The organism is Microcoleus sp. PH2017_05_CCC_O_A (genome assembly GCF_020738785.1).
Classification (GTDB): Bacteria; Cyanobacteriota; Cyanobacteriia; order Cyanobacteriales; family Microcoleaceae; genus Microcoleus.
The window spans coordinates 1-13,517 of record NZ_JAEQCB010000198.1; the positions used below are offsets into that span (position 1 = coordinate 1).

Annotated in this window: 9 protein-coding genes, 1 tRNA gene and 2 pseudogenes; 8 read left to right on the forward strand and 4 right to left on the reverse strand. The window is 45.0% G+C overall.

Going from position 1 to position 13,517, the window contains the following annotated elements; translation table 11 throughout:
• Positions 1-137: 137 nt before the first annotated feature.
• Positions 138-1,352, reverse strand: a complete 1,215-nt coding sequence (locus tag JGK20_RS30815; protein ID WP_293233311.1) for a class I SAM-dependent methyltransferase — start codon at positions 1,350-1,352, stop codon at positions 138-140.
• A 247-nt stretch (positions 1,353-1,599) separates the two neighbouring features.
• Here JGK20_RS30815 and JGK20_RS30820 point away from each other — a divergent pair, with 247 nt between their 5' ends.
• Positions 1,600-2,271: a hypothetical protein gene (locus tag JGK20_RS30820; RefSeq protein WP_293208702.1), complete on the forward strand. Its 672-nt coding sequence runs from the start codon at positions 1,600-1,602 to the stop codon at positions 2,269-2,271.
• A 94-nt stretch (positions 2,272-2,365) separates the two neighbouring features.
• On the opposite strand, the gene JGK20_RS30825 is transcribed toward JGK20_RS30820, so the two are convergent.
• On the reverse strand, positions 2,366-3,550 hold the full coding sequence (locus JGK20_RS30825; RefSeq protein WP_293122540.1) for an NAD(P)H-quinone oxidoreductase subunit H: 1,185 nt from the start codon (positions 3,548-3,550) through the stop codon (positions 2,366-2,368).
• 202 nt (positions 3,551-3,752) lie between these two features.
• Here JGK20_RS30825 and rsmH point away from each other — a divergent pair.
• From rsmH to JGK20_RS30840, 3 genes and pseudogenes are all read left to right on the forward strand, one after another.
• A pseudogene (rsmH, locus tag JGK20_RS30830) lies at positions 3,753-4,590 on the forward strand (16S rRNA (cytosine(1402)-N(4))-methyltransferase RsmH).
• Between the two features lie 354 nt (positions 4,591-4,944).
• Positions 4,945-6,618 carry a SpoIIE family protein phosphatase gene (locus JGK20_RS30835; RefSeq protein WP_293180644.1) on the forward strand — a complete coding sequence of 558 codons (1,674 nt, stop codon included), beginning with the start codon at positions 4,945-4,947 and terminating at the stop codon, positions 6,616-6,618.
• An 875-nt stretch (positions 6,619-7,493) separates the two neighbouring features.
• Positions 7,494-7,916 carry an anti-sigma regulatory factor gene (locus JGK20_RS30840; RefSeq protein WP_293150468.1) on the forward strand — a complete coding sequence of 141 codons (423 nt, stop codon included), beginning with the start codon at positions 7,494-7,496 and terminating at the stop codon, positions 7,914-7,916.
• Between the two features lie 724 nt (positions 7,917-8,640).
• Here JGK20_RS30840 and JGK20_RS30845 read toward each other — a convergent pair.
• Positions 8,641-9,072 (reverse strand): nuclear transport factor 2 family protein, encoded by a 432-nt coding sequence (locus JGK20_RS30845; RefSeq protein WP_293196404.1) that lies wholly within the window; start codon positions 9,070-9,072, stop codon positions 8,641-8,643.
• 340 nt (positions 9,073-9,412) lie between these two features.
• On the reverse strand, positions 9,413-10,375 hold the full coding sequence (locus JGK20_RS30850; RefSeq protein ID WP_293180650.1) for an orange carotenoid protein N-terminal domain-containing protein: 963 nt from the start codon (positions 10,373-10,375) through the stop codon (positions 9,413-9,415).
• A 211-nt stretch (positions 10,376-10,586) separates the two neighbouring features.
• Between JGK20_RS30850 and queG the strand changes: the two genes are divergently transcribed.
• The 4 genes and pseudogenes from queG to JGK20_RS34695 all read left to right on the forward strand — a co-directional run.
• The gene (gene queG, locus JGK20_RS30855; protein ID WP_293180653.1) at positions 10,587-11,570 is read left to right on the forward strand and encodes a tRNA epoxyqueuosine(34) reductase QueG; all 984 of its coding nucleotides are present in this window, start codon (positions 10,587-10,589) and stop codon (positions 11,568-11,570) included.
• A 451-nt stretch (positions 11,571-12,021) separates the two neighbouring features.
• Positions 12,022-12,093, forward strand: a tRNA-OTHER gene (locus JGK20_RS30860).
• Between the two features lie 77 nt (positions 12,094-12,170).
• Positions 12,171-12,809 carry an HAD-IA family hydrolase gene (locus tag JGK20_RS30865; RefSeq protein ID WP_293180656.1) on the forward strand — a complete coding sequence of 213 codons (639 nt, stop codon included), beginning with the start codon at positions 12,171-12,173 and terminating at the stop codon, positions 12,807-12,809.
• A 270-nt stretch (positions 12,810-13,079) separates the two neighbouring features.
• A pseudogene (locus JGK20_RS34695) lies at positions 13,080-13,218 on the forward strand (RNA-guided endonuclease TnpB family protein); the annotation flags it as partial.
• Between the last annotated feature and the right edge of the window lie 299 nt (positions 13,219-13,517).

A 13,517-nucleotide genomic window follows, 5' to 3' on the forward strand; every position in this document is an offset into this window, starting at 1 on the left:
TGCAAGAAGCATTTTTTATGGTAGTGCGAGCGTCCCCGCTCGCGTGCTTGTACAAGCACGCGAGCGGGGACGCTCGCACTGTAAATGCAAAACTGAGATTCTCCCCAAATATCAACTTTAAAAACTCATCTAAATAACTAATCTGGCACTCTCAAGCCTTTAAGCTTTTCCCCTTTCTCCTCCTCACTCAGCCCCTTACACTGCACCAAAACCCCAAACCCCCCCAAACCCATCTGATCGATCAATTGATACAGCGCTTCCCGCCTGCGTAAAAATGTTGCCAAATCCAATACTTGTGCATCATTTGCAGATAGAGAAGCAATTCTATCGCCCACACCCAACACCATCAAAAACCAAGCCTGCTGAGTAAAACCCATCATCTCCAAACCGCACAATTCACCTTGTTTTTCCAGCGCCGTAAAATCAGCGTGGGCCGTTAAATCCTGCCACCCCACATTAATATAAGGATTGCTGTGATAGCGGTGGCGGTAATAACATTGCAGCGTTCCCTCTGTGCGTCTCGGATTGTAATATCGGTGCGCCGGATGGCCGTAATCAATTGTCAACAAATAACCGCGCTGCAATTTTTTGGCAACTGTTTTTATCCACTCTAAAGCTGCTAAATTAACTTCACTGCGATAACCATCCCCATAGACACTTGCCGATAAATCAATTCCTACTAAATCAAAATATTCGGCAATCTTAGGATTTGAAAGCTCGCCTACTACTTCAATAAACTTGCTTCCAGATTGTTCGTTTTTTTCTTCGTTTGCGGTAACGTAAATTTCCCGAAGTTGCCCTTGTTCGATGATAAATTGATGGACTGGAAAAGCATCTACTAACTCGTTAGAAAAGAAGCATCCGACAATCGAGTTATTAGCTATTTCATCCCACTTGCACCACTTGACTATTTTAAATTCAGCTAAGTTTTGCTGCTGCACCGCTTGCTGTACAGGGGAAATCTCAACAATAATGTATTCTAATATTTTAAATAAATCGGGATGTTGTCGTTGCAGGTATTGCAGTAAATGTGTGGCAAAGGTTCCCCGCCCCGCACCCATTTCTACTATGGTAAAATGATGAGGTTTGCCGATAATTTGCCACATTTCCACAAATTGCTCGCCCAAAACCTCAGCAAAATCTGCGCTCCAATGAGGCGACGTGATAAAATCGCCTTGTTTGCCGATGTTTGGTCGATCGCCATTATAGTAACCATACTGCGGGTGATATAGTGCCAAATCCATATATTCCGCAAAGGTAATGCGCTGCTGGGGACTGGCGGCAATTCTTTCGCTGATTAAAGCGCAGAGTTCGGGGTTGCTATCGTTAATATCTAATTGCTGGACTGTCATAGTTTATAGTTGATGTTATTTTATTGAGGAAATAAAGATTTTTTAACCGCAGAGGGCGCAGAGGACACAGAGGAAGAGAAAAGAGAGAAATTTTGATGTTCATAAATTTGGCATTCATTCTGTAACATCTCTATTTTTCAAAATTTATTATATCATTTTGACGCCGATCGCAAAATTGAGATTTGAGATTGGCAATTTTCGCTCGCTGTGATAAGCTAGCCTTAGCTTTTAAATATAATCCTTCTGTATGTCGAGAGAGTCTTGTTTAGAAGAGTTCAAAAATTCAAGCGAGTTATTATTACCAGCTTATTTAGTTATCTTCGATCTTGCAGACACAAAAAGACGCAATAATTACTTAGGTCACGATGAAGTAGACAAAGATATCATCGCCTTCGATAATTTGTTAAAAAATTGCGTTTCTTTAGAAAGATGCAAGAGAATTGCCGGCGATATATGGGTGGCTTGTTTTACAGAACATCAACTAAACGATATCCCGGCTTTGATAGTGAATTACGCACAAGAAGTTCCTATAGTATTAACATTGTGGAAATGCGAGGCGATCGATCCCAAGGGAAACTCTATATTTATTGAAGAAGAGAGAAACGTTTCGATCTGTCGTGCTGTCCGCTGCGGCTATTTGTGGGTTGAAAATGTTAATGAATTAAGTTTCAAAGTCAATGAATTACTAGATAGGGTATGGAGTTTACCTGTTAATACATTAACTTCCCTAGAGTCAGAGGTAGCTGTTAATTTACCAAAATGGCAGTGTATCCCCACTGAAAGTTTATCTGTCACTCAGTATTGCCCCTACTGCAACAGCACAAACTTGCGCTGGTTAAGAGTAGATGAGGATATTAGTGAGTATATTTGCACGCAGTGCGGATCTCAAGTAATTTTTAGCTATGATTTTTATTGTTGAGATTCCATAGTTTATAGTAGCCGATCGAGGATTCAAAAAAAGGGAGATCGCACTTTTTAGCAAATAGCCCAAAAATACGATCGCCCTTTTTCATCTAGCGATCGACAGAACCCATGATAATATCGATACTGCCCAGAATCGCCACCAAGTCCGCAATCTTTACACCGCGCACGATGTGGGGCAAAATCTGCAAATTATTGAAATCCGCAGCACGAATCTTCCAGCGCCAAGGAAACACGCTGTCATCGCCGATAATATAGATTCCCAACTCACCCTTGCCGCTTTCGACACGCACGTAATGTTCGCCCTTGGGAATTTTGAAAGTCGGGGCTACTTTTTTGCCAATAAACTGATAGTCGAAACTGTTCCACTCAGATTTTGGCCCGCTTTCTAAGCGCTTGGCTTCCAAGTTTTCGTAAGGGCCGCCGGGGAGTGCTTTCAAAGCTTGATAGAGAATTTTAACTGACTCGCGCATCTCCCGAATTCGGACTAAGTAGCGGGCTAAACAATCGCCCGCAGCTTCGGTGCAAACTTCCCAGTCGAAGTCGTCGTAACATTCGTAATGGTCAACTTTCCGCAAATCCCAATTTACACCGGAACCCCGCAACATCGGCCCGGATAGTCCCCAGTTAATCGCTTCGGCGCGGGAAATTGTACCCAGTCCTTCAATCCGGCGGCGGAAGATCGGATTGTTGGTGATTAAACGTTCGTATTCGTCAATTTTGGGAAGGAAGTAATCGCAGAAATCTTCGCATTTGTCTACCCAACCGTAGGGTAAATCTGCTGCGACTCCGCCGATGCGGAAGTAGTTGTTGTTTACCATGCGGTAGCCGGTGGCTGCTTCCCACAAGTCGAGAATTGGTTCGCGATCGCGCATAGTGTAGAAAAAGGGAGTTTGCGCGCCCACGTCTGCCAAAAACGGCCCCACCCACATCAAGTGGTTAGCAATCCGGTTCAACTCCAGCATGATTACCCGAATGTAACTCGCCCGTTTGGGCACAGCTATATTCGCTAACTTTTCCGGCGCATTGACTGTGACTGCTTCATTAAACATCCCCGCAGCGTAGTCCCAGCGGCTCACGTAGGGGACGTACATCACGTTGGTGCGGTTTTCGGCAATTTTTTCCATGCCGCGGTGTAGATAGCCCAAAACAGGCTCGCAGTCCACTACGTCTTCGCCGTCCAGGGTGACAATTAACCGGAGTACGCCGTGCATGGATGGGTGGTGCGGGCCCATGTTGAGCACCATTGGTTCAGTTCTAGTCTCAATTCTTGACATAATAATAGGTAATTGGTAATAGGTAATTGGTCATTGGTAATTGGTCATTGGGCATTGGGCATTGGTCACTCATTAGCAAAAAAACTTTCTAACTAGGAACTGAGAACAACTGACAACTGACAACTGACAACTGACAACTGACAACTGACAACTGACAACTGACAACTGACTATTGTTGATTTTTGTTTCACTTTTATAGATTATGAAGGATATCGAGCTATCTGAAAAGGATACCCCTGGATCGGATGTCAGTGTTGACACCTATCACGTTCCTGTTTTGGGAAGTGAGTTAATTGCGGGTTTAGCTGTGCGTGCCGGCGGGCGCTATTTGGATGCGACGCTTGGGGGCGGCGGACACACGAGTTTGATTTTGGCGGCGGCCCCTGATGTGACGGTGGTGGCGTTGGCACGGCAATTTTGCCCAATATCAGTCTCCTGATGCCAAATTTGATGGTATTATAGCAGACTTGGGCGTTAGCTCTGCTCAGTTCGATACACCGGAACGAGGCTTTAGTTTTCGCCATCCAGCTCAACTAGATATGCGTATGAACCAGCAGCAATCTTTGACCGCAGAAGAGATTATCAATCACTGGGAAGAAGTTAAACTAGCAGATATTATTTACAAGTACGGCGAGGAGCGACTGTCGCGGCGCATCGCGAGGCGGATTGTGCAATCGCGTCCTTTTGAAACTACTACAGAGCTCGCAGGTGCGATCGCCTCTACCTTCCCACCCAAGCAGCGCAACGGTAGAATCCATCCCGCCACCCGCACTTTCCAAGCTTTGAGAATAGCTGTCAACTCCGAACTAGCGTCTTTAGACACTTTCCTCAACCAAGCGCCTAAATGGTTAAAACCCGGTGGGAGAATTGGAATTATTACTTTTCACAGTCTCGAAGACAGGCCGGTCAAGCACCAGTTGAGAGCAACAGAGTGTTTGCAGGTACTGACAAAAAAGCCGATCGTGCCACAATCCGACGAACTAGCTAGAAATCCCCGCTCTCGTTCTGCTAAGCTCAGACTGGCAGAAAAATTAACTTGATTCGGCTGTAACGGGAATAAAGGACGAGCTCTCAAAGGCGGCGAGGTCTGTTCAGTTGACAGTTGACAGTTGACAGTTGACAGTTGAGGGCGACCTCTAAGAAGGAAGTCCGAGGATTGGAGTAATGAATAGTCTGATTTTAATTTCTCCCGCTCAACCTTGGGGCTTTAAACCAATTCTTTCTGGTCAGGCCGCGACCGGATGCAAGTTCCGAACTTCCTTGTGGTATCACTAACATGGCACTGACCTATGAAACCCGAACCCCTGATCCTGATTCGGCTCGGCCCAATCAGCCAAGGGTACTTGACAAGCTAGTTTTAGACCTGATTAATTCGCCTAGGAGTAGGGAATAGCATGAGTCGGGGAGATGGAAGCAAACTGAAACTAATGGTAGTCGATGACGAACCCGACAACTTGGATTTGCTGTACCGGACGTTTCGACGCGATTTTCAGGTTTACAAAGCAGATAGCGCCCTCAGCGCCCTGTCCGTTCTAGACGAACAGGGCGAGATGGCGGTGATTATATCTGACCAGCGGATGCCAGAAATGAATGGTACCGAGTTCTTGGGGAAAACAGTCGATCGCTTTCCTGATACGATTCGGATTCTGCTGACAGGATACACCGATGTTGAAGACTTGGTAGAAGCAATTAATGCAGGTCAAGTTTTCAAGTACATCACCAAACCGTGGAATCCTGAAGAGCTCAAATCAGTTATCAATCAAGCGTCAGAAACTTACAAATACTACAAGCAGCGCAGCGTTGCACTGCGCCGCGCTTTACGCAAGGAATCTCTGTTTAATGAGGTGATGGGCGTGATTCGCGGGTCGCTAGATTACTCTAGTATGGTACAAACTATTGTTCAAACCGTAGGTCAAACTTTTGAGGCCAACTATTGTATGCTGCGGCCGGTAGAGGTCGATCGACTATTACCCAGTACCTTTCCCTACCAAGCCCAAAACGCCGAACCTAGCAGCTTTTCTTTTGATGAAAATTTGCTGGTTCAAGCCGTAGCCAGCCGCCAAACTCAAGTCAGCGCCAACAGTGGGGCTGACGGTAACTCGGTTGAGATTGCTGTGCCCCTAACTTATCAGCAAGACTTGCTGGCGGTACTAGCCCTGTGTCAGCAAGGTGGCACTAACCCTTGGTCGGGAGAAGAGATAGAGTTAATAGAAGGTGTAGCAGCTCAAGCTGCTCTCGCCCTGTCTCAAGCTAAGCTCTATCAGCGCACTCTGGATTTAGCCAATCAGATGCAAAACGAGTTGGAGGTGGCCCGCCAAATCCAAACAAACTTGTTGCGCCAAAGTTGGCCGGATTTTGAAACTGTCAGGGTGCAAGCTTGTTGCTATCCCGCGCGGGAAGTTGGCGGCGACTTTTTTGAGGTCTACGTCCACTCTCAAGGGGATATTTGGATAGCTGTGGGAGATGTTTCCGGTAAGGGTGTTCCGGCTGCTCTATTTATGGCTAGCGCGATTTCGGTGATGCGGCGCGAACTTTCTCAAGAAGTTTCTCCCGAACCCGAGAGAGTGATGCAGAATATGAACAGCAGTATGGCTGACGATCTGATCGGCAACAACCATTTTATTACAATGGTTGTAGCTCGTTACACTCCGTCAACAGGACACCTGGCTTTTGCTAATGCTGGTCACATTTATCCGATCGTTTGGTCTAACTCAGAGGTGAAAGCTCAAGCAGCTAGCGGTGCAACGCCAGCAGAGCCGAATTTCCTCAAAGCTCGCGGTATTCCCTTGGGGATATTGCCAGTCTGGAAAGGTAAAGCTGGTGCGATCGAATTAAAGTCAGGAGATGTATTTCTGCTGACAAGTGACGGGATTACTGAAGCTAGCGTGACCACTAAGGCGGTCGCAGGGGGCGAAGAAACCCGTTCTATGCTACAACAAGAAGGGCTTTGGCAACTTTTGATTCAAGAGCCTGGTTCTTTCAACTTGGACAATTTGTTGGCTTACATCCGAGCTGACAATCCCGTTCAGGAAGACGACCAAACCATACTCTCTCTGGAGGTTCTCTGAATCTGTCAGTCATGCCGACGAAGAGTCGGGGGCTTTGGGTCTCAAAAACTCCAGCCGTCAGTTTAGGGCCTACAGATTAATACAGAGAACGCGGGCGATGCTCTTCTGCAAGCTTCGCTAACGGCAAAAGTTACAGAACTAGCGCGTCAGTCGATTTGAGATTTGAGATTTGAGATTTGACTCTCGCATTCAATCGCGGGAGCTTGAACTTTCCTCTAAAATTTGGATCTCTCCACGACGGTGGTAAGTGGCACGGTATCCGTTTTTTGGGCGGGGTAAATGCCTAACTTTTAACTGATGCTTTGCGATCGAGGCTTTCAAAAAAATTGTATTGCATCGATCGCCCGCCATTGAGTATCCTCTATGTAGCGGCAAATATTAACGCCAGATAAATTTGGTGCGTCATGTTTCATAAAACTAATACGGGATGCGGGAAACTCAGAGACTTTAGTCCTTCCTAGGAAAGCGACGCGGAGGACTTTAGTCCCCGTGTTCTTCGTAGTATGATACAATTTAGATTGTGAGTAAGAACAAAAACATCTACGTCTTGAAACATCCTAGTATCGGAGAAATCCCTGCAACTTAGTACGCCTATTGAGAGGCAACACAAAAAGAGCTAATAATGGCAGGATGTCGAGCGTACCGCGTCTTGGCTTAGTGATGGATTCTGAAAGCATTAGAAACAACAATCATTAGCTAGTAACTATCGCTTGACGATGAGTGACTAAGTAGACGGCGCTTGACGGTCGTAACGAGATTAGATTTAGGTCACACCCTTTGTCTAATTCTGTCAGTAGAATCTCAGCGGCTTTAGCCCGCTCGAGTGTCAAACCTGGTCTGAAGACACAGGGTTTTCAAACTTACGGGATTTTTTTATGAATACTGAGCTTCATGTGCCAAGCGACTTGCGGTTTTTAACAATAGTTGAAAATTGGTTGCTGAGCAGTTTGGAAGTTGAGCTAGGAGAGCACGTCGATTGGCCGCGTCAGTCGAATCGTTTGCGCTTGGTGTTAGCAGAAGCCTATTCTAACGTGATCCGCCATGCTCACAAAGATCAACCCAATCTGCCAGTTTTAATTCGCTTGAATTTAAAAAATCGGGATATTGGTTTAGAAATTTGGGATTACGGTAAAGGTTACGAAATGGATACTTACAGTCCCCCGAGGCCGGAAGCTAAACAAGAAAGTGGCTATGGCTGGCTGATTATGAGCCGACTTATGGATCGGGTGGACTACACTTTGCAATTAGACGGTCGTAACTGTCTGAAGTTGGAAGCGAGTTTGCCGGAAAAATCTTAATTAGTCATTAGTCATTAGTCATTAGTCATTAGTGATTGACAATGTTTTTGATTCTAGTGGTTGTCTGTCGCACCGTTTAGTCATTAGTCATTAGTCATTAGTGATTGACAATGTTTTTGATTCTAGTGGTTGTCTGTCGCACCGTGCGGTGACAGCCACTTTTTCTTGCAATCTCGTCCCTCTCTAACCAGACTCTAAGATTGTAGAGCCGAAGGAAGAAGAAAGAATTAAGAAGAAACAAGCAACAGTAGCTGTAGGGTGCGTCGCTATTAAAAATCCGTAAAGAAAAGCGACTTTTAGAGTAGCGACGCACCTCTATCGCGAGTTAAGCAAACAACTCCTCGTTTTACTCATCCCCAACAATTATGTACCAATACTTTTTATAAATCGTATAACATAACAACGTTTTAGCTGTCGGCTGCGGTTGCTCTAGGTACTGTTGCGGGCTGATAAATACTGAAAAAATCGGCTTTCTATAGCGTTGGCTATGCTTAGATAGATGGGAGCCTCTCAGTTTTGATTTTATAGTGCTGTCCCCGAAGAGCGATATATTCAACACTCGCTTTTCGGGGATAGCACTGTAAAAAAATTGCTTTTTTGCATTCATTGGGATGCTCCCTCTGGAGATGAGGTTATTCCTCACTATAAAACAATTTCATTGCGGTCGCTTTCTTGGCAATTACCAATTACCAATTTGTGCCTCACTCCCTGGATAATTCCTATATTAAGAACCGAATTTCTTAGGTCGCAGAGTCAGCAATTCTTGGGGAGACGCTAAGAGTTTGACGGTAACAGAAAGAATTTCTTGCTGAAAATTGAGCAGAAAAACCCATCCGACATTAATACCAAATGCGGGAGTTTGCACCCGGCCGCTGACCTGAATTTCAACTGTGCCATCTTCTAAAATTTTGCTTGCACTTTGCTGGGGTTCGAGATGCATTCCTGGCGCTTCTGTTTTTAGATAACGGGCGATCGAGCTTTTGCCGATAATTGGCTCTTCAAAGGGCGCGTGCAGAACCCCGTCCTCAGCAAACAAATTAGCGGTCGCTTCAAAATCGCCCGCGTTAAAAGTTTCAAAATATTGCTCTAGCGCAGGCTTTGTGAGACCGACGATATTTATAGAGCGAGTTAAAATAGGTCGAGTTGTGGCGGTCATATAAGAAATGATTGGAGATGAATGAATCTAATGTAATCATTCTCTTGGTCACAGCAAATCCATCAAAAGATATAGCTAGGGTCATAAATTTTATCTAAAAAAAATCAATAATGCTATGCGCCTCCTGGAGCTTTGAGGCCGATCGACCGAAATTGTACCAGTTACCAAAAATAATGCAACTGTAGGCAAGTCGCAAACCCTTATGCCATCAGCCATTCCCAATCCTTGAATCCTTCAAATCTCAAATCAAAAATCGAAAAATCTCAAATCTCAAATCAACTAAACCCAGACACCTCGTGGCATCTGGGTTGCTGTAGAGTCTTTGTTAAACAAGAAGATGCTATTTGCGCATCAAATTCATCAATTCCTTAGGAGAAGCCAACAAGTCGATCGCCACAAAGAAAATTTGACCTTGAGGATCGAGCATAAACCGCCACGCGATGTTCATACCCACATTGGCGCCGAACCAAGGAGTTTCGACTTTACCCGTGACTTTGACTTGGCGGTAGCCATCTTCAGCAGGCTCCGACACACCTCGCTCGGGCAGCATTTTCAGGCCGATGCACTCTTCCCGCATATAGTTGAGGATAGCTTCGCGACCGACGATCGGCTTTTGGAAAGGCGGTTGGAGAGCACCGTCTTCAGCAAATAAACCGACGGCTGGGGTGAAGTCGAAGGCGTTCATGTTGTCGATGTAGCTGAGCACAGTTTGCTCGCTGATACCCTCAATCTGGGTTTTCACTCGCTCTGCTACAGCGGTTGGAGTGCTGCGAGGAGCAGAGCGTTTGCCGTATTCTTGGCTGAAATCGGGATCGTAGCCCATGTGAACTACGGTGTTGCGAAGTACAGTAATTTGTTGACCCGGATCGAGCTTCTTGATGGTTTCAAGGACTTGGGTTGCTTCGGGAGACATTTGATAGCCAGCAGGGATGGGAGCGACAGCGCCCTGTTTCATCAACTGTCCCAACTCGTACCAGAAACCGAGTTTAGTATTGACGCGCAATGAAGTGTAAATCCGGCCGATGGTGGTGTCGGCGTTGCTGGCTAGGTCAAACATGGTTTTGCTTTGAGCAGCCGGCGACATCTGTTTGATTTCGCCCAGGACGCCTTCAACCAGCGCCATGCTGGCTACTCCCGGGGCGGCTGCGGTAATGGAAATGCCCATTTCCGTGTAAGCATACCAGAGCAGTGCGAGTTGGTCTTCAACGCTGAGTTTGTAGAACGAGTCCGTGGTGGCCGGAACAGCACTAGCAATCTCGGTGTTCGAGAAAATAGATTGAGCTGATTGAATGCTAACTGCCATGTTTATACTGTGGGATTCGCTGTAGGTTTGATTTCCGTACTTGAGATGTGCGAATCGAATTCTCCCTTAATTAAAATTATGTAACGTTTTTGACAAATTACAGTTCAAATTTATAAATATAAAGATTGTGAAAGTATTATGAATTCTGTCGTAAAATCAGTCTAAATATTAATAGACTTATAGCCCATTTTGTGATATGGTTTTTTATCCGATGAAAATAACAATTAATAGCGATCGCATTAAGCAAAAAGGCCTAGAGTTGGGATTTCACAAAGTCGGGATCGCCTCAGCAGACGCAGATGTCGATCGAGAAAAACAAAGATTGCAGGCTTGGCTGGACAAGGGTTATCAGGCGGATATGGCATGGATGGCTAACCCGAAACGGCTGGATATTCGATCGCTCGTGCCAGATGTGCAGTCATTAATATGTGTCGCCCTCAATTACTACACGCCTCACCAACGCCCCGAGAATCCCCCGTTGGAGGGGGGGGACGATGCAGTCAGAGAGTATGCTAAAATCTCTCGCTACGGCTGGGGGCGGGATTACCACAAAATTTTGCACAAAAAACTGAAGCTGTTAGCAAATTGGGTGCGATCGCAAGGCGAAGGAATTGAAGCACGGTATTATGCTGATACCGGGCCGGTTCAGGATAAAGTGTGGGCGCAGCGGGCGGGGATTGGCTGGATGGCTAAAAATGGTAATGTAATTTCGCGAGAATACGGTTCTTGGGTGTTTTTGGGCGAAATTTTGACTAATATCGAGTTAGAGCCGGATGCGCCACACACCGAACATTGCGGTACCTGCACTCGCTGCATCGAGGCGTGTCCGACGAAAGCAATTACTGAGCCTTTTGTCGTGAATGCCGATCGGTGCATAGCTTATCATACGATCGAGAATCGAGCCGAAAAACTGCCCGACGAAATTGCATCTAATTTACAAGGTTGGGTAGCAGGTTGCGACATTTGTCAAGATGTTTGTCCCTGGAATCAGCGATTTGCCAAACCAACGGATGTTGCAGAATTTGAGCCTTATCCTGAAAACATAGCACCGACACTTGCAGAATTAGCGGAGATTTCCGATGAAGAATGGAACCGCCGATTTACAGCTTCGGCACTGCGGCGAATTAAACCCGAAATGTTGCGGCGGAATGCGAAAGCAAATCAAATTAATAGTCAGTTGACAGTTGACAGTTGATAGTTGTCAGTAGTTTCAGTCTTTTTTTCCTTCTTTCTGACATCCGTTACATCCCGTACATTGCTCGTTGCCGAACTTCCTTCTTTTAAAATCGATGTCTGCAAACGAACCTACCAAGAAAAAATGGTGCGTCAGTTTTGAGATGGTTGGCAGGAAATAACAATTATCGCAACTGACACACCCTACTTGATAGTTATTTATGTCTAGAGTTTGTCAGCTTGGCAATTCTCAAATAGTTGCATTTAAAATGTATAATGCAATGGGGCAGCGTAGCTCAGTGGTAGAGCGATCGCCCCGTCAATCGATTTTAGATTTTAGATTTTAGAGGCGACCCCACGGATAAATTCGGGGGAAGAGAGGATTTTAGATTTTCGATTTGGGATTGATTCCACGGATAAATCATTCGCTTGTCAAGGCGAGAGACAACCGTTTGATTCGGTTCGCTGCCACCAGCAACGTAGTTTAAATGGTAGAATTCCCTGGAGTATACCGGGAGATGCGGGTGCGATTCCCGCCGTTGCTATCTTTTTTTTGCGTTAACAATCAAAAGGCAATGAGTAATATAGAAGAGATTTCCCCCTCGTGATTTAATCTTCCCCAATGACCAAAGTAATTATTTTTGATTTTGACGGTACTTTAGCAGATACAATCGATATTCTTCTGAACATCACCAACCGTTTGTCAGCAGAATTCGGCTTTAAGTCTGCGACAAAAGATGAACTCGCTCAATTAAGCAACTTAACTTCTTGGCAAATCCTCCGGTATTCTGGCATTTCTATCTTCAAATTCCCGCTGCTGATTAGAAAATTGAAAGCAGAGTTACGCAGTGAAATTCCTAAAATTGAATTATTTGCGGGAATTAAAGAAGTTTTGCTAGAGTTAAAAAACCTTGGCTTTCAATTGGGGATTATCACCTCTAATTCCCAAGAGAATGTCTTAGCCTTGCTAGAAATCAACGGGTTGCAAAACACTTTCAGCTTTATTTACTCGGGTTCAACTTTTGGCAAACATAAAGTTATTAATAAATGGCTGAAAAAAGAGCATATAAATCCTGAAGAAGTCGTGTATGTAGGAGATGAAATCCGAGATATAGATGCTGCTAGAAAAACTGGTATTAAGGTAATTTCGGTAAGTTGGGGTTTTAATTCTCAGGAAGTTTTGGCTGCACACAATCCCGATTTTTTGATTGAACGGCCTCAGGAATTGCTCGATATTATGAGTAATCTGGGAAGACTGTAACTTTTTGTAAAGAAATATTTTACATTGTAAAGTAGTAAATACTTTATGTCCGGACAGGTTGAAGAAATTGATTGAGGCTGATATAAAGAAAAAGGAAAAGATTTACTCGATCGCTCAAAATAAAGAGGAACAGTATTATGTCTGCCTTTGAAACTTTCTTGACGTTCGGCTTTGCTTCAGTTTTCGCCGTAGCTACTTTAGCAACTTGGTTGCGTTTCACCAACCCGCCTTCTGCTAAGCGCAATTAGTTCTCTTATTTTTTGAATTTGGTATAATATTTTGAGAAAAGCAATCCCAAATGCTTTTAGCGATGGGATAGGTCGTGGGCGTAGCTCAGCCGAGGCGGGTCAATCCGCTCGAAGTGAAAGCGAAAGGGGAGGGACTTGATGCCTCCCACGTCATGTCATAGATGACTATACTTTTACCAGCTATTAGAGTCGGGTTTCTTAACCTGATGGATAATTCGCCGAAACCCTGTTTCTCGGGAAATGTTTTGCCATCCATATAGATATTTTCTCAGAAACCAGGTTTCTTAGACTTTGCATAATTAAGAGAAACCCGGTTTCTCTCGAAATGTTTTGCTACCCAGCAGATATTTTCTCAGAAACCGGGTTAGGAACTGTAACTTAATTTATGGACAAAGCTACCCATCCTTGACTATTTGGGTAGCTTTTTGAGCAAATTGTGGCCGCGCGAGACTATTTGCCC

Bases quoted from the DNA above. Each gene is read 5' to 3' on its own strand.
- JGK20_RS30815 (WP_293233311.1), bottom strand. From the start codon at position 1,352: ATGACAGTCCAGCAATTAGATATTAACGATAGCAACCCCGAACTCTGC.
- JGK20_RS30820 (WP_293208702.1), top strand. From the start codon at position 1,600: ATGTCGAGAGAGTCTTGTTTAGAAGAGTTCAAAAATTCAAGCGAGTTA.
- JGK20_RS30825 (WP_293122540.1), bottom strand. From the start codon at position 3,550: ATGTCAAGAATTGAGACTAGAACTGAACCAATGGTGCTCAACATGGGC.
- JGK20_RS30835 (WP_293180644.1), top strand. From the start codon at position 4,945: ATGAGTCGGGGAGATGGAAGCAAACTGAAACTAATGGTAGTCGATGAC.
- JGK20_RS30840 (WP_293150468.1), top strand. From the start codon at position 7,494: ATGAATACTGAGCTTCATGTGCCAAGCGACTTGCGGTTTTTAACAATA.
- JGK20_RS30845 (WP_293196404.1), bottom strand. From the start codon at position 9,072: ATGACCGCCACAACTCGACCTATTTTAACTCGCTCTATAAATATCGTC.
- JGK20_RS30850 (WP_293180650.1), bottom strand. From the start codon at position 10,375: ATGGCAGTTAGCATTCAATCAGCTCAATCTATTTTCTCGAACACCGAG.
- queG (WP_293180653.1), top strand. From the start codon at position 10,587: ATGAAAATAACAATTAATAGCGATCGCATTAAGCAAAAAGGCCTAGAG.
- JGK20_RS30865 (WP_293180656.1), top strand. From the start codon at position 12,171: ATGACCAAAGTAATTATTTTTGATTTTGACGGTACTTTAGCAGATACA.